Below are 15,057 nucleotides of genomic sequence, written 5' to 3'. Positions count from 1 at the left end.
CGCACATCTCCGAGCCAGGTGCTCGTCCGTACATCCGTCCGGCCGCGTGTCCGCCTCGGGCCATAGGCTGGGACGCATGACAGATGTGCTCCCCTCCGGCCTCGCCACTGAAGAGTTCAACGCCGACATCCGCCCGCAGGACGACCTGTACCGCTACGTCAACGGGGCGTGGCTGGATCGCACCGAGATTCCGGGGGACAAGGCCCGCTGGGGCTCGTTCCACCTTCTGGCCGAGCAGGCAGAGGCCGACGTCCGCACGATCATCGAGGAGTCGCAGGGAGCCGAGCCCGGCACCCTGGCACGTAAGATCGGCGACCTGTTCGCCAGCTTCATGGACACCGGGCGCATCGACGCGGCCGGCACCACCCCGCTCGCGGAGACGTTCGCCGAGATCGACGCCATCGACAGCATCCCGGCGTTCCTGCGCACCGTCGGCGCCTACGACCGAGACGGCCGCGCGCACCTGATCGGCCTGTACGTCGATGGCGACCCCGGCAACCCCGAGCGCTACATCCCCGTTCTCGTGCAGTCCGGCCTCTCGCTGCCCGATGAGAGCTACTACCGCCTCGACACGTTCGAAGAGACCAGGGCCGCGTACCGCGCGCACCTGGAGCGCCTGTTCGCGCTCGCCGGAGTCGCGGATGCCGTCACCGAGGCCGACCGCGCGATCGCCATCGAAGCCGAACTCGCGGCCCACCACTGGGACAACGTGCGCAGCCGCGATGCGGTCGAGACCTACAACCTGAAGACGTGGGCCGAGATCCTCGAGCTCGCCGGAGTCGACCTCGCGCCGTGGCGCGAGGCGGTCTCGCCCTCGAACCCCGATGCGTTCGATGAGGTCGTCGTCTCGCAGCCGAGCTTCTTCGAGGGCCTCGGCACGCTGTTGACCGCCGAGCGACTCGGTGAATGGAAGTCGTGGTTGCGGGCCCAGGTCGTGCACGCCGCCGCCCCCTACCTCACCGACGACATCGTGCAGGAGAACTTCTCGTTCTACGGCACCGAGCTCTCCGGAGTCCCGACGATCCGCGAGCGCTGGAAGCGCGGTGTCTCGTTCACCGAGGGTGCGCTGGGTGAGGCGATCGGCAAGGTCTACGTCGAGCGCCACTATCCGCCGACGGCGAAGGCAGCGATGGACGAGCTCGTCGCGAACCTCATCGAGGCGTACCGGCAGAGCATCACCGACCTCGAGTGGATGAGCCCGGAGACGCGCGAGCGCGCGCTCGCCAAGCTCGATGCCTTCACCCCGAAGATTGGCCACCCCGATGTGTGGCGCGACTACTCGACGCTCGACATCGACCGCGCCGACCTGTTCGGCAACGTGCGTCGCGCCGCGATGTTCGAGCACGACCGTCACGTCGACAAGGTGGGCAAGCCCATCGACCGCACCGAGTGGCACATGCCGCCGCAGATGGTCAACGCGTACTACAACCCGTCGATGAACGAGATCGTGTTCCCGGCGGCGATCCTGCAGTACCCGTTCTTCGACGCCGCGCGTGATGCGGCCGCGAACTACGGTGGCATCGGTGCCGTCATCGGCCACGAGATCGGCCACGGCTTCGATGATCAGGGCAGCCGCTACGACGGTGCCGGCAAGCTCGAGGACTGGTGGACGGATGCCGACCGCTCGGCGTTCGAAGAGCGCACGAAGGCGCTTATCGCGCAGTACGACGCGCTCGTTCCGCTGGGTCTGGACGCCGAGCACCACGTCAACGGGGCGCTGACCATCGGTGAGAACATCGGCGACCTGGGTGGGCTCGGGATCGCCCTGAAGGCGTACGAGCTCTCCCTCGACGGGGCAGAAGCGCCGGTGATCGACGGGCTGACCGGTGTGCAGCGCCTGCTGCTTTCGTGGGCGCAGGTGTGGCAGCAGAAGAGCCGTGACGCCGAGACGCTGCGGTTGCTGACCATCGACCCGCACTCGCCGAACGAGTTCCGTTGCAACCAGATCGTGCGCAACATCGGCGCGTTCTACGAGGCTTTCGACGTGGCCGAGTCCGACGCGCTGTGGCTTCCGCAGAGCTCGCGTGTGACGATCTGGTGACCATCTCCTGAGTTCGTGAAGGTTCCTCACCCGGTGGGGGTTACGATAGCCGTGCCGCCGGGGGATGAGCCCCGCGGTATCCCGCTATCCACCCCCCTCGGTAAGGATCACGCGTGGGCACTCCCCCCGAGCCTTCGCACGCCATGCTGCGCCGTTCCCAGCGGACCAGCAGGCGTCTGCCGCGTCGTGCCGCCATCGGCCGCCGGTCGTTCACCTCGACGCTGCGTGCGCTCGAGATGCTGGCGGATGCCGGCGCCCAGGTGTCCGTCCACGTCGTCGATCTCGACAGCGGCGAGCCAGTTCTCTCCGGTGACGACCACGTCACGATGCCGATCGCCGGTCTGGGCGTGGTGCCGCTGCTGATCGAGGTCGCGGCGGGCTTCGAGAGCGGGTCGCTGGATCCCCTGGAGATCATCGAGCGGAACTCGGTCGATCCGGTGTCCTCTTCCGGGCTGTGGCGTCATCTGCGAGCACCGGCGCTCCCGCTCTCCGATCTGGCTGTTCTCGCGGCGACCGCCGGCGACCCGATCGCCGTGAACGCGCTGTTGCAGCGCGTCGGTCACGAACGAGTGCGTGAGCGCAGTGATGCCCTCGGGCTCGTCAGCACGGCGCTGCTCGACCGCTTCCGCGACAAACGCGGCCCCGACGACGCCCCGCAGGTGGCGGTGGGTTCGGCGCGGGAGATCTCCGGCCTGTTCTCCGCCCTGGTCAACTCGGCCGTCGTCGACGCGGCGGTCAGCGCACAGGTGTCGGAATGGCTGAGCCTGAATCAGGATCTCAGTCTCGTCGCGGCATCCACGGGCCTTGACCCGTTCGCCCATGATCACGACGCGCACGGCCTGCTGTTCATCAACAAGACCGGGCGTGACCGCGGGGTACGGGCGGAATCAGGTGTGCTCGCGGGCCCCCGCTCCGGCGTCGCCTACACGCTGATCGTCTGCTTCGACGATCTCTCCATCACGCACCGCTTGCGCGCCCACGACGCATTCCGAGTGCTCGGCGTCGAGCTCATGGAATACACGCACTGAGGTCCGCTCGCGTGCCCCGATTAGGCTCGTGAGATGACCCGCGCAGACTGGACCCCGCATCGCCGCGATGACGGCGAGCTGCTCGGGTGGATCCATCCGGAGGGCGACGACTGGGCGGCGGTCGACGTGCTCGGGCGCCCGGCTTCGGCGGCGACCGAGTGGCTGGATGCCGAGGCGGCGCTCGAGGAGCACGGCATCGCATGGCTCGCCGACGCCTGGATGCTGGAGGGGGAGAGCGAGCGTCCGTTGCGCGTGCGCATCGTCGAAGTGACACCCGACGACGACGGTGCTCCCGGCCGCATCGTGGTGAAGGTCGACGACTTCGGCGATGTCACACGGCCGCCCACGCAGCAGTTCGTGCTGCCGTGGCCGATTCCGGATCTGCTGCGCCCGCCACGTGACGGCGATCCGGACGCGTTCACGATCTCGCGTTGACGGCGAGTCTCAGCGCACGCCCTTAATGAGCGCGAGCACGGGTTTCACCGACACGAGAAGTCCCGCGCCGACGACGATCGCGATGCCGCCGAGGATCGAGAAGTACGGCACCTCGTTCTTCGGGTCGTAGAACTGCACGAGCCACCCCGAGATCGCGGTGCCGAGTGCGATCGACAGGAAGAACAGGGCGACCATCTGCGTGCGGAACGCCGCCGGTGCGAGCTTGGTCGCCACGGAGAGGCCGACCGGCGAGATCAGCAGCTCGGCGATCGTGAAGACCAACAGGATGCCGACGATGGCGAGCAGCGGCGTCGAGTTCGCACCTCCTCCGGCGAACGGCAGGAACAGCAGGAACGCCGCGCCCATGATGATCGTGCCGAGGGCGAACTTCACTGGCGTCGCGGGCTGACGCGTGCCGAGACGTGTCCAGATCGCGGCGAAGACGCCGGAGAGCACGATGATGAACACCGGGTTGATCGACTGCACCCACGAGACGGGCATCTCCCAGCCGAACAGGTTCCGGTCGAGCTGCTTGTCGGAGTAGACGGTGAGCACGGTGAACTGCTGCTGGTACAGCGACCAGAAGGCCACGCTCGTGACGAACAGCGGCAGGAACGCCCACACCCGCGAGCGTTCCGTCGCATCGATGCGTCGACTGCTGAGGATCACCGCGAAGTAGGCGATGGTCGCCACCAGGGTGCCGAGGATCACGATGGTCGCGAGGTTGTCGGCGCGGATCACGCCCAGCAGCACCAGGAGGACGATCAGCGCGATCCCGGCTACGGCGATGATCGCGATGAGCGGGTAGCGCGCGGCGGGAAGCGGGTTCGGCACCTGCCTCGCCGCCTCCGGCAGTGCCTTCCTGCCGAAGGAGTACTGCACGAGCCCGAGGGTCATTCCGATCGCGGCGAGCCCGAAGCCGAAGTGGAAGCCGAGCGAGGACTGCAGAAGTCCAGTGAGGATCGGACCCATGAAGGCACCGAGGTTGATGCCGAGGTAGAACAGCGAGAAGCCGGCATCGCGACGTGTGTCCTCGGGGTCGTACAGGCTCCCCACCACCGAGGTCGCGTTCGCCTTGAGCCCGCCGGAACCGAGGGCGACGAGGACGAGTCCGACGCCGACCCCGATGAATCCGGGAAGAACGGCGAGAGCGATGTGCCCGGCGACGATGACGATCGCGCTGAGGAACAGAACGCGCTCGGAGCCGAGAAGGCGGTCTGCGACCCACGCGCCGAGGATCGTCGACAGGTACACCGAACCGCCGTAGGCGCCGACGATGCCGCCGGCCACCGCCTCCGGCAGCCCGAGTCCGCCCTGGGTGACGGAGAAGTACAGGTAGATGAGCAGGATCCCCTGCATGCCGTAGAAGCTGAACCGCTCCCACATCTCGACCCCGAACACGTGCACCAGGGCCCAGGGCTGACCGAAGAAGCGGGTGTCTTCCGAGGTCTGCGGCGACCCGGCTTTCGATGAAGGCATGCCACCACCGTACGCCCGCTCGGATAGCCTGGGTGGGTGCGAACCATCCGCGATCTCGACACCGTTGAACTCATCATCGACGCCCAAGGGCTGCTGGATTCCATCCGGGGCCGGGAGCGCGTCATCGACGCCGGCACGCTGCGGGCGCTGCAGCAGTCCGGCAACTATGTCGTCGGACTGTTCGACGGTGACGGTGATGATGCGCGCATGGTCGGTGCATCGATCGCGTTCTTCGGCGAACCGGGCAACCGTGCGATGCACTCGCACATCACGGCCCTGCTGCCGGAATACCGCGGCCGAGGCTGGGGGCGCGAGCTCAAGGAGCACCAGCGCCAGTGGGCCTTCTCGCGCGACGTCGGCCGCATCACCTGGACGTTCGATCCGCTCGTCGCCCGCAACGCGCACTTCTTCCTGACGGTGCTCGGCGCCCGCGTCACTGGCTACGCCGTGAACCGCTACGGCATCTTCGGTGGCGGTGACGCCGGAGACGAGAGCGACCGGCTCGACGTCGCGTGGGGGCTGGCGGACATCGCGAAGCCGCCGGCGCCCGACACCGTCGTCGCCACACTGGAGATCCCCGCAGACGTCGAATCCATGCGTGCCACCGACCCGGATGCCGCCCACGAGTGGCGGCTGCGGCTGCGCTCCGAGATGGAGGAGCTGCTCGGCCGTGGCCTGCGCATCGCCGGATTCGACGTCGAGCGCGGTTACCTGTTCACAGAGTGAGGGCGTTGCGTTTCCGCTGTCGCGGATAGAATCGGGGATGCCCGTGATCACGGGTATTTCCCCGCAGCATCCGACCATTGGAGCCACCATGGCCGAACAGTCCCGCCTCGACAAGGTCATCGCCCTCGCCCGCCACCGCGGGTTCGTGTTCCAAGCGGGTGAGATCTACGGCGGTTCGCGTTCAGCCTGGGACTACGGCCCCCTCGGCACCGAGCTCAAGGAGAACATCCGCCGGCAGTGGTGGCAGTCCTTCGTCCGCGGTCGCGGTGACATGGTCGGCCTCGACTCCTCGATCATCCTCCCCAAGCGCGTGTGGGAGGCATCCGGTCACGTCGCGACCTTCACCGACCCCCTCGTGGAGTGCCTCAGCTGCCACAAGCGCTTCCGCGCCGACAACCTCATCGAGGACTTCGAGGCACGCAAGGGCCGCAAGGCCGAGAACGGCCTCGCCGACATCCCCTGCCCGAACTGCGGCAACAAGGGGCAGTACACCGAGCCGAAGGCGTTCTCCGGCCTGGTGAAGACCTACCTCGGCGTCGTCGACGACGAATCGGGCCTGTACTTCCTGCGCCCCGAGACGGCGCAGGGCATCTTCGTGAACTTCGCCAACGTGCTCACCGCGAGCCGCAAGAAGCCGCCGTTCGGCATCGGCCAGGTCGGCAAGGCCTTCCGCAACGAGATCACCCCCGGCAACTTCATCTTCCGCACCCGCGAGTTCGAGCAGATGGAGATCGAGTACTTCACCCCGCCCGCCGAGGCGCAGGAGTGGTTCGAGCACTGGGTCGAGGTCTGCTGGGCGTGGTTCATCGATCTCGGCATCAACCCCGAGAACATGCGCCAGTTCGACGTCCCCGAGCACGAGCGGGCGCACTACTCCGCCGGCACGATCGACTTCGAATACCGCTTCGGCTTCCCCGGCAAGGAGTGGGGCGAGCTGATGGGCGTCGCCAACCGCACCGATTACGACCTCTCCAGCCACGCCGAGGCGTCGGGCCAGAGCCTGTCGTACTTCGATCAGGCATCCGGCGAGCGTTACACGCCGTACGTGATCGAGCCGTCGTTCGGCCTCACCCGCTCGATGATGGCGTTCCTCGTCGACGCCTACCGCGAGGAAGAGGTGCCGAACGCCAAGGGCGGCACCGACATCCGCACGGTGCTCAAGCTCGACCCGCGGATCGCGCCGGTGAAGGTCGCCGTGCTTCCGTTGTCGCGCAACGAGAAGCTGTCACCGCTGGCCCGCGAGGTCGCCGACGGACTCCGTGGCCGCTGGGCGATCGACTTCGATGACGCGGGTGCCATCGGACGCCGTTACCGTCGTCAGGATGAGATCGGCACGCCGTTCTGCGTCACGGTCGACTTCGACTCGCTCGATGACCGGGCCGTCACCGTGCGCGACCGCGACACGATGGCGCAGGAGCGCATCTCGATCGACGACCTGCACGAGTACCTCGCGGAACGCCTCAAGGGCGCCTGAACGGGCGCCCGCGCCGGTCAGGGCGAGGGGGCAGGGCTCGGCGAGGCGGATGCCGCGCCCGGCGCCGTCGCTGCGACGGCATCGGCGATGAGCGCCTGCACCTGGGCGTCGTCGTCCAGCATCCCCGCCGACGGTGAGACGGTCTCGAAGATCTTGTCCGCATATTCGTCGGAGAGGTCGGCGAGAGCGTCGTACTGATCGTCCTCGTCCGGATTGGCCTCGAGGGCGTCGGCGACGTCTTCGTTCGCCTCGGCGAGGAGCGCGAGCAGTGCATCAAAGTCTGCGGCGACCTCGGGGAGCAGTGGATAGGTGCGAATGCGCTCGCCGTAGGCGACGATCTCCTTCAGCAGCGCGAGCGTCCGTTCGTTCTCGGTGGCGTCGAACCCCGGTTCGAACGCACCGGTGTACTCCTCGACGACCAGCAGCATCCGGGTCGCTCCGGGGCGGAAGTCCTCGCCTTCGCCCTCCTCGATGCTGCGGTTGAACTCCTCGAGCACGGCGGAGCGCGCCTGTGCGTACGCGGCATCCGGCGTGCTCTCGAGTTCGCGGATGCGCCACAGCAGCCAGAGCCGATCAGCGGTGCGCTCCTGGGTTTCGGCGGGGTCGCCCCAGGGGAGGTACCCGTCGATCAGCGCCTGCCGGTACGGATCGCCGATCGATGCGAGATCCGGGGGAGTGCTCGGGGCCGGCGAGGCCTTCGTCGCATCGGCCAGGGTGGCGGACAGGTCGGCGACCTGCGCGGCGAATGCCGGGCGGAGCGAGGACGCGTACTGCAGCGGTGCCTCGAAGACCGAATTCAGATTGCCGTAGTTCCAGTACGAGTTGTAAGGGTCTCCGATCGCCTTCCACGATTCGAGTTCCTCGACAGCATCCTTCTGGAACGCCTCCTCCTCGTGCAGCCAATCGAGGATGAACGCGCCGACGGATACTCCGAGCGCGGACTCGGGGATGATCTTGGTCTCCTCGTCGCCCAGAGCCACACCTTCGAGGGCCGTGACCGCGACGCCGAGGAGGTCGAGCCGTTCCTCGGCGAACGCCGCGCCAGCCGTTCTGTTGATCTCGTAGTACTTCGCCGGGTCGTCTGACACGTAGTCCAGGGAGTCCGTCGATGCGTTGACCCGGTCGGCAGCGGGCCCGCCGAGGGTGTTGTAGTAGAGGTCGGCCAGCGGCCAGTAGCTGTGGAAAGAAGCGAGGCGCAGCGTCAGGAGCGACTCCGGCTCCAAACCGGCGAGCTCCTCGACGATCACCCCCACCTGCTCCTCGACGGCTGCGGCGGCGAGATATGTCGGCGTGTTCTCCACGGCCCCTTTGTCGAACTCTTTCAGCGCGGGTACGTTCTTCAGGGCTTCGCCGATCCCGACCTCCGCAAACGGAAGTTCCTCCACTCCGTCGGGCAGGGCGGCCCACTCTTCGCTGGTGCCGGTCCTGGCCTTCGCCGTAGCCGCCGTGAGCTCTTCCGCCCACGCGGTGAGCTCTTCGCTGTACTCCGCCGCCGCTTTCGCCGCTTCCTGGTTCGGCCCGCTGGTGCAGCCGGTCAGCAGCCCCACCGCCAGTGCCACGACCGCAGCGGACGTCATCATCCTGCGCATCTCGGCCTCCCCCGGTATCGCCTAACGAAATACTAGGTCGTGCCCGCTGAGCCGGCCACGGCGCGGCTGTATCTCTCCGACAACAACTGGAGCCTTGGAATCAGCTCGGCCGGTGACTCGACGGTGAAGTCCATCATCAGCATCCCGATGTAGGCGGCGACCGTGTCGAGGCTGTCGGCTCCGGTGACCAGGATGCAGTGGTCGTCGTCGATCGGTTCCACCACTCCGACTGCCGCGTGGATCCGGTCGAGCACGGCCTGGGCTGGAGCGTCGATGCGCAAGCGGGCGTGCACGACCCAGCCGCTCACGGCAATGGTCCGCATGGCGAACGCCGTGTAGTCGCCACCGGGGAGTGGTTGCGGTTCGAACCGGCGGTGGGTCGCCATCCGCAGTTCCATCCAGTCGACTCGGTGCGTTCCCCATTCCCCGGTCTGGGGGTCGCGAGCCACCAGGTACCAGCGCCGGTGCCAGGTGAGGAGCCGGTACGGCTCGACCAGTACGGGCCGCCCCTCGTAGTCGAAGCGCAGCCATTCCTGGTTGCGGATGGCGTTCGCGACGGCCTGCAGGACTGCGGCATCGACTTCGGGATCCGGAGCATCGGTGTCGTTGTTCTCCGGGGCGCGGTCGACGCTCGATCGGAGAGCCTCGACCGTCGGACGCAGGTGCGATGGCAGTACCTGCTCGAGCTTTGCGAGCGCCCTGGCGCCCGACTCCGCGACCCCGGCGATGCCGGCGGCGGCGCGGAGTCCCACGGTGACGGCGACCGCTTCCTCGTCATCGAGCAGCAGCGGGGGCAGCTTTCCGCCGGCGCCGAGGCGGTATCCGCCGATCGCGCCGCGCGTCGCGTCGACGGGATATCCCAACTCGCGGAGCCGGTCGATGTCGTGCCGCACTGTGCGTGTCGAGACCCCGAGACGCTCGGACAGTTCGCGCCCTGAGCGCTCAGGGCCGGCCTGCAGCAGGGACAGCAGTGCCAGCAGGCGTGCGGTCGGATCGGCCATGGTTTCCTCCCGGGAAACGTGTACTAGAGGAGCGTATCCACCGGGCGCTCTCACGATCCGCCACGTCATCCGTCCGGCGATGTCTTCGGGGCGGCCGGGCGTGCCCTGCGCGCCGCGCCGATGGAGGCGATGACGACGCACGCCACAGCCAGCCATTGCGACCAGAGCAGCGCCTCCTGCAGCACCACGAGGCCGATCACCGCCGCCATCGCGGGCTCGAGACTCATCAGGATGCCGAAGACCCGAGGCGGCATCCGTCGAAGGGCCTCCAGGTCGAATGATGACGGAATCACCGAAGACAACAGCGCCACCCCGACTCCGGCCGCCAGTACCCACGGCTGGATCAAGGCGAGCCCGCTCTCTGCGACGCCGACGGGAAACGCCACGCACGCGGCGACGACCGCCCCGAGAGCGAGGCCGTTGCCTTCGTGGGTGTGACGACCCAGAGCCGCGCTGACCAGAATGTAGAGCGACCAGCACACTCCCGCTCCCAGCGCGAACAGCACGCCGGCGAGCTCGAGGTCGCCGACCCCTCCCATGAGCAGCACCACACCACCGGTCGCCAGGAGCGCCCAGAAGGCATCCGACCATCGTCTGGAACCGGCGAGAGCGACGGCGAGCGGCCCCAGGAACTCGATGGTCACCGCGATTCCCAGCGGTATGAGATTCAGGGCCAGATAGAAGAACAGGTTCATCAGGCCGAGGATCACGCCGTACGCCAGCACGATCGCCCAGGCGCGACGATTCATGCGCAGAGGAGGGCGCCACAGCACGACCAGCACGATAGCCGCGAAGAACAACCGCAGGGCGACGGTGCCGAAGCTCCCTACGGTCTCGAACAACCCTTTAGCGAGGGCAGACCCCAGCTGGACGCTGAGGATGCCGAGCAGAACAAGGGCTGTCGGCGGGACGGCGTCGACAAGCCGCCCGCCCTCCCGCGTCAGGGGTCATCACGTCGGCATGCGCCGCGTATGGTCCTGTCGATATCCATCCAAGCCATCGCCCCAGTCTGCACGGCTGCGCCTCATGTCACCACCCCCTCCGATTCGGACGCTCGACGGCATCCGGAAATCGGATGAGATTCTTTTTTCTATTAGGAAGATATCCCGCCTATTAGGCTCATATCGTCGTAGACATGAACAACACCAACCTCACCTTCCGCCCCTTCTCCGTCTCCGTCTCCGCTGCCGAGGTCGCCGACCTCCAGGACCGACTCGCCCGTACCCGCCTGCCCCAGCCGTCGCCGGTCGACGACTGGGATGCCGGCACGCCGAACTCGTACCTCCGCGAAGCCATCGACGCGTGGCGCTCCTTCGACTGGGCCGCCGCCGAGGCACGGATCAACGCGGTGCCGCACTTCACCACCGAGATCGACGGTCAGAGCATCCACTTCATCCACGTGCGTTCGGCGCACGAGGGTGCGACCCCGCTGCTGCTCGCGCACACCTACCCGGGTTCGTCGATCGACTACCTCGACATGATCGACCAGCTCGTCGACCCGGTGGCGCACGGCGGCCGCGCAGAAGACGCATTCGATGTGGTGATCCCGGATGCTCCGGGCTACGGCTACTCGCAGCCGCTCGCCTCTGCCGGCTGGACCACGGCACGGGTCGCCGCCGCGTACGACGAGCTGATGCGCGGCCTCGGCTACGACAGCTACGGCATCCACGGCTCTGACAACGGCGCGATGGTCGCCCGCGAGCTCGGTCTGCTCAACCCTGCAGGCTTCCTCGGTCTGCACGTGATGCAGCTGTTCTCGTTCCCCTCCGGCGACCCTGCCGAGTTCGAGAAGCTGGAGCCGGCGGACTACGCCGGTCTCGAGCACATGCAGTGGTTCCAGTCGGTCGGTGGCTACAACACGATGAACTCGTCCCGTCCGCAGACCGTGTCGGTCGGCATCAGCGACTCGCCGATCGGGCTTCTCGCTTACAGCGAGCTGTTCAACAACTTCGGCAACGGCACCTCGCTGGTCTCGCTCGACAAGATCCTGCTCGAGGTGAGCGTGAACTGGTTCGCCAACGCCGCCTCTGGCATGAGCCGCAGCTACCTGGAGAACGCTCGGGCTGACGGCGGGGAGGACGCTGCTCCGCAGATCAACGCCGCGCCGACCGGTGTGGCCGTCTTCAAGGACGACTTCCAGACGATCCGGGTCTTCGCCGAGCGCGACAACTCGAACATCGTGCACTGGAGCCGCTTCGACGAGGGCGGGCACTTCGCCGCACTGGAGCGGCCCGACGTGCTCGTCGGCGACATCCGGGCGTTCTTCGCCGGGCTGCGCTGAGTCTTTACCGCGGTTCGAAACCCCCTGATACCGCCGAGACCCCCTCGTACAGACGTCTGTACGAGGGGGTCTCGGCGCTGGACGGGGGTCTCGGTGTCAGGTTGCAGGTGTCAGTTCTCGCGCAGATCGAGCCACATGATCCGCAGGCCCACATCGCCTTCGGACGGATGCCGGAACGCGCCCGGCGCGATGCCGATCGTGCGGAAGCCGAGGTTCTCGTACAACTGGACCGCGGCCGTGTTCGTCTCGACCACGGCGTTGAACTGGACCGCAACGAATTCGCGGCGGCGGGCCCAGGCGATCATGTCCTCCACGAGGGTGCGGCCCACGCGGCGCCCTCGTGCGGCGGAGTCCACCATGAAGCTCGCCGATGCCACATGCGATCCGGGCCCTGCGCGATTCGGGTACATGTTCGCCGTTCCGAGCACCTGGTCGTCCGCGACGGCGACAACAGTGCGGGCGGGCTCGCCGCGCAACCACGTCCGGCGCGCTTCGTCCTCGCTCATCCCGGGGTCGTAGGCGAAGGTCGTCTGCTCCCGGACGATGTCGCGGAAGATCGGCCAGATCTGCGGCCAGTCGTTCTCGGTGGCCTCGCGCACCGTCACGGCGCTCAGCTGCGCACCTCGATCTGCATGCCCTCGGCGCCACCGGATTCCGCCCAGGCGAGGGATCGCTCCAGGATGCCGCGGAGCACATCGAGGTCGATCTCCTCGAGGTCTTTGATGTAGAGGCAGCCGGCGCCGGCCGTGTGCGGGCCGAGCTTCGCGATCGCCGCCGCGTGAGCATCCACGCCGTCGAGCAGGTACACCGTGGTCGCAGCCTTGCGGGGTGCGAAGCCGATCAGGCCGGTGTCGCCTTCGGTGCCGGTCGGGTAACGGTAGTGGCACGATCCGAAGCCGATGATGGTGCCCCAGACCACGGGCTCGCGGCCGGAGACCTCCTGCATGAGGGCGGTCAGCGTCTCGGCATCCCGCCGGCGCTTCTCCGGCGTCGACCGCGCGATCAGACCTGCGACATCGTCACCGGTCGGCTTCATTTTGCGGCCTTGGCTGCGGCCTTCATGGCCTTCTTGTGCTCGCGCACCTGCGTGAGCGACTCCGGCGAGACGATGTCTGCGACGCTGCGGAATGAGCCTTCTTCGCCGTAGGGTGCGGCCGCCTCGCGCCAGCCCGCGCCGGTGAAGCCGTACTGCTTGCCCAGCAGCGCGAGGAAGATCTTCGCCTTCTGCTCGCCGAAACCGGGGAGTGTCTTGAGCCGCTTCAGTACCTCGGCGCCGCTCGGGTCGCCCTCGGTCCACAGCGCGGCGGCGTCAGCGCCCCAGTGATCGACGAGCTCCTGGCAGAGTGTCTGCACGCGGGCGGCCATGGAACCGGGGAAACGATGCACGGCCGGCGTCTGCTTGAACGCCTCGAGGAACTCGTCGGGGTTCATCCGGGCGATCGTGGCGGCGTCGGCCGCCCCGGTCCGCTGCTCGATCTTCAGAGGTCCGGCGAATGCCGTCTCCATCGGCACCTGCTGGTCGAGGAGCATCCCGACCAGAAGCGCGAGCGGATTGTCGGTGAGGAGCGCGTCGGCGGCGGTGTCTCCGGTGATGTGAAGGGCCATGCGACCAGTCTCGCACCGACGAGGATGCCGCGGGATGCGGGCTTCAGGCGGATTCGGATGCCGCGGCGGCGTCTGCCTCGGGCGCGATCCCGTACAGCGTCTCGAGGGCGGCTGCGAAGTCGTCGGCACGACCGGTGGCGGCGAGTTCATGCGCACGCGTGGTCGGTGCGTGCAGGAGAACGCCGGCGAGGTGACGCAGGGACTGCTCGATGCGTCCGTCCTCGTCGCCGCGGGCGCGGGCCCGCCCGATCTCGTTCTCGAGGAGCCCGAAGATGTGCGTGCGCAACGCGACGATCGAGGGGGTCACGCTCTGTCGTGCACCCACGACGTGGAAGGTGTCGGCGGCATCGCGGACGACGCTGCGCGCGGCATCCGTCGCCTGCAGTTCCTCAAGAGGTGCGTGCAGCCGGATGGTCTCCAGATCGAGGAGAGCCGTTGCCGCGAGGTGCGCGACCGCGGGGTCGACGTTGCGCGGCATGCCGAGGTCGATGATGAGGCGGTTGTGATCGCCGAACGGGCATCCCGCCGGCGCGATCCCGAGGGGAGCGCTCAGGTGCTCCGGTCCGAGGACGGGCTCGGTCGCCGTGGTGCAGGTGATCAGCAGGCTCGAGCGCGACGCGGTGTACGCGTATTCGTCGGCGGTGATCGGGCGGATGCCGTGCTTCGCGGCGAACGCCGCTTCGCGGCCGGACGGCGAGAAGACCGAGATGTTCACGGCGCCGCGCTCACGGAGCGTGGCGAGGGTGACGGCCGCGTAGGCACCGGTGCCGACGAGCAGCACACGCTCGGCGGACCAGTCGGCGATGCGGCTGTCGGCGAGCTCGAGCGCGAGTCGGACCAGCGAACGGCCGGCGCGGCCGAGCGCGGTGACGTTCTTGACCTTGCGCTGCGCCTGGCTCGCGCGCTGGAAGAGTCGTTCGAGCTCGGGCGAAGTGGTGCCGTCCGTGCGCGCCGTCTTCAACGCGCGACGCACCTGGCCGGCGATCTCGCCCTCGCCGGAGACCACGGACTCGAGGCCGGCGGCGACCGAGAACAGGTGTTCGGCGACGCGCCTGCCGGAATGCACGGCGTACGCGCCCTCGAGGTCCTTGGCGGCCACGCCAGTGGTTGCCTCGACGGCCTCGAGCACGGCTTCGACGCCGATGGCGCCGGCTGCGGTGACCGGCTCGTCGATCTCGATGTAGGCCTCGAACCGGTTGCAGGTCGCCAGGACGACCGCACCCTGCACGACCGGCGCCATGCTCACCAGGGTCGGAGCGACGTCATCGGGGGTGCGGCTCAGACGTTCGAGCAGATCGAAGGAGGCGGTCTTGTGACTCGCCGAGACGCAGAGCAGCACAGTTCGATTGTACCGGCCCTCGTCGAGTGCGTCGGCGGGGCCGATATCCGGAGACTTGC

The 15,057-nt window shown here is 67.9% G+C and carries 14 protein-coding genes; 6 read left to right on the top strand and 8 right to left on the bottom strand.

What is annotated here, in order from left to right:
* Positions 1-76: 76 nt before the first annotated feature.
* From MRBLWH12_RS12615 to MRBLWH12_RS12605, 3 genes are all read left to right on the top strand, one after another.
* Positions 77-2,041 (top strand): M13 family metallopeptidase, encoded by a 1,965-nt coding sequence (locus tag MRBLWH12_RS12615; RefSeq protein WP_363549403.1) that lies wholly within the window; start codon positions 77-79, stop codon positions 2,039-2,041.
* Positions 2,042-2,184: 143 nt separating this feature from the next.
* On the top strand, positions 2,185-3,069 hold the full coding sequence (locus tag MRBLWH12_RS12610) for a serine hydrolase (RefSeq protein ID WP_363551362.1): 885 nt from the start codon (positions 2,185-2,187) through the stop codon (positions 3,067-3,069).
* Positions 3,070-3,102: 33 nt separating this feature from the next.
* Entirely contained in the window at positions 3,103-3,504 is a 402-nt protein-coding gene (locus MRBLWH12_RS12605) for a hypothetical protein (RefSeq protein WP_363549401.1), read from the top strand.
* 9 nt (positions 3,505-3,513) lie between these two features.
* Here MRBLWH12_RS12605 and MRBLWH12_RS12600 read toward each other — a convergent pair whose 3' ends face one another.
* Positions 3,514-4,983 carry a peptide MFS transporter gene (locus MRBLWH12_RS12600; RefSeq protein ID WP_363549399.1) on the bottom strand — a complete coding sequence of 490 codons (1,470 nt, stop codon included), beginning with the start codon at positions 4,981-4,983 and terminating at the stop codon, positions 3,514-3,516.
* Between the two features lie 36 nt (positions 4,984-5,019).
* Here MRBLWH12_RS12600 and MRBLWH12_RS12595 point away from each other — a divergent pair, with 36 nt between their 5' ends.
* Together MRBLWH12_RS12595 and MRBLWH12_RS12590 are read left to right on the top strand one after the other, a co-directional pair.
* The gene (locus tag MRBLWH12_RS12595; protein WP_363549396.1) at positions 5,020-5,709 is read left to right on the top strand and encodes a GNAT family N-acetyltransferase; all 690 of its coding nucleotides are present in this window, start codon (positions 5,020-5,022) and stop codon (positions 5,707-5,709) included.
* 88 nt (positions 5,710-5,797) lie between these two features.
* Positions 5,798-7,183 carry a glycine--tRNA ligase gene (locus MRBLWH12_RS12590; RefSeq protein WP_341977172.1) on the top strand — a complete coding sequence of 462 codons (1,386 nt, stop codon included), beginning with the start codon at positions 5,798-5,800 and terminating at the stop codon, positions 7,181-7,183.
* Positions 7,184-7,200: 17 nt separating this feature from the next.
* Here MRBLWH12_RS12590 and MRBLWH12_RS12585 read toward each other — a convergent pair whose 3' ends face one another.
* The 3 genes from MRBLWH12_RS12585 to MRBLWH12_RS12575 form a co-directional block, all read right to left on the bottom strand.
* Positions 7,201-8,763, bottom strand: coding sequence for a hypothetical protein (locus MRBLWH12_RS12585; protein WP_363549393.1), 1,563 nt, complete (start codon positions 8,761-8,763; stop codon positions 7,201-7,203).
* Between the two features lie 41 nt (positions 8,764-8,804).
* Complete coding sequence (locus MRBLWH12_RS12580) at positions 8,805-9,773, bottom strand: helix-turn-helix transcriptional regulator (protein WP_363549391.1); 969 nt, start codon at positions 9,771-9,773, stop codon at positions 8,805-8,807.
* Between the two features lie 65 nt (positions 9,774-9,838).
* On the bottom strand, positions 9,839-10,615 hold the full coding sequence (locus tag MRBLWH12_RS12575; RefSeq protein WP_363549389.1) for an EamA family transporter: 777 nt from the start codon (positions 10,613-10,615) through the stop codon (positions 9,839-9,841).
* A gap of 293 nt (positions 10,616-10,908) precedes the next feature.
* Between MRBLWH12_RS12575 and MRBLWH12_RS12570 the strand changes: the two genes are divergently transcribed.
* Positions 10,909-12,054 (top strand): epoxide hydrolase family protein, encoded by a 1,146-nt coding sequence (locus tag MRBLWH12_RS12570; RefSeq protein WP_363549386.1) that lies wholly within the window; start codon positions 10,909-10,911, stop codon positions 12,052-12,054.
* 110 nt (positions 12,055-12,164) lie between these two features.
* Here the strand turns inward: MRBLWH12_RS12570 and MRBLWH12_RS12565 are convergent, their stop codons facing one another.
* The 4 genes from MRBLWH12_RS12565 to MRBLWH12_RS12550 are packed head-to-tail and all read right to left on the bottom strand — an operon-like array spanning position 12,165 to position 14,998.
* A complete protein-coding gene (locus tag MRBLWH12_RS12565; protein WP_363549383.1) occupies positions 12,165-12,659 on the bottom strand; it encodes a GNAT family N-acetyltransferase in 495 nt (164 codons plus the stop codon).
* Positions 12,660-12,664: 5 nt separating this feature from the next.
* The gene (locus MRBLWH12_RS12560; protein WP_363549380.1) at positions 12,665-13,090 is read right to left on the bottom strand and encodes a DUF1801 domain-containing protein; all 426 of its coding nucleotides are present in this window, start codon (positions 13,088-13,090) and stop codon (positions 12,665-12,667) included.
* On the bottom strand, positions 13,087-13,659 hold the full coding sequence (locus tag MRBLWH12_RS12555; protein ID WP_363549378.1) for an HhH-GPD-type base excision DNA repair protein: 573 nt from the start codon (positions 13,657-13,659) through the stop codon (positions 13,087-13,089). The genes MRBLWH12_RS12560 and MRBLWH12_RS12555 overlap by 4 nt, the downstream gene beginning before the upstream one ends.
* A gap of 43 nt (positions 13,660-13,702) precedes the next feature.
* Positions 13,703-14,998, bottom strand: coding sequence for a glutamyl-tRNA reductase (locus tag MRBLWH12_RS12550; RefSeq protein WP_363549376.1), 1,296 nt, complete (start codon positions 14,996-14,998; stop codon positions 13,703-13,705).
* Between the last annotated feature and the right edge of the window lie 59 nt (positions 14,999-15,057).

The organism is Microbacterium sp. LWH12-1.2 (assembly GCF_040675825.1).
Taxonomy (GTDB): domain Bacteria; phylum Actinomycetota; class Actinomycetes; order Actinomycetales; family Microbacteriaceae; genus Microbacterium.
This window is presented reverse-complemented; position numbering and strand designations above follow the sequence as displayed.

Excerpts from the sequence above, each read along its gene's own strand:
- MRBLWH12_RS12615 (WP_363549403.1), top strand. The coding sequence starts at position 77 with ATGACAGATGTGCTCCCCTCCGGCCTCGCCACTGAAGAGTTCAACGCC.
- MRBLWH12_RS12610 (WP_363551362.1), top strand. The coding sequence starts at position 2,185 with ATGCTGCGCCGTTCCCAGCGGACCAGCAGGCGTCTGCCGCGTCGTGCC.
- MRBLWH12_RS12605 (WP_363549401.1), top strand. The coding sequence starts at position 3,103 with ATGACCCGCGCAGACTGGACCCCGCATCGCCGCGATGACGGCGAGCTG.
- MRBLWH12_RS12600 (WP_363549399.1), bottom strand. The coding sequence starts at position 4,983 with ATGCCTTCATCGAAAGCCGGGTCGCCGCAGACCTCGGAAGACACCCGC.
- MRBLWH12_RS12590 (WP_341977172.1), top strand. The coding sequence starts at position 5,798 with ATGGCCGAACAGTCCCGCCTCGACAAGGTCATCGCCCTCGCCCGCCAC.
- MRBLWH12_RS12585 (WP_363549393.1), bottom strand. The coding sequence starts at position 8,763 with ATGATGACGTCCGCTGCGGTCGTGGCACTGGCGGTGGGGCTGCTGACC.
- MRBLWH12_RS12580 (WP_363549391.1), bottom strand. The coding sequence starts at position 9,773 with ATGGCCGATCCGACCGCACGCCTGCTGGCACTGCTGTCCCTGCTGCAG.
- MRBLWH12_RS12570 (WP_363549386.1), top strand. The coding sequence starts at position 10,909 with ATGAACAACACCAACCTCACCTTCCGCCCCTTCTCCGTCTCCGTCTCC.
- MRBLWH12_RS12560 (WP_363549380.1), bottom strand. The coding sequence starts at position 13,090 with ATGAAGCCGACCGGTGACGATGTCGCAGGTCTGATCGCGCGGTCGACG.
- MRBLWH12_RS12555 (WP_363549378.1), bottom strand. The coding sequence starts at position 13,659 with ATGGCCCTTCACATCACCGGAGACACCGCCGCCGACGCGCTCCTCACC.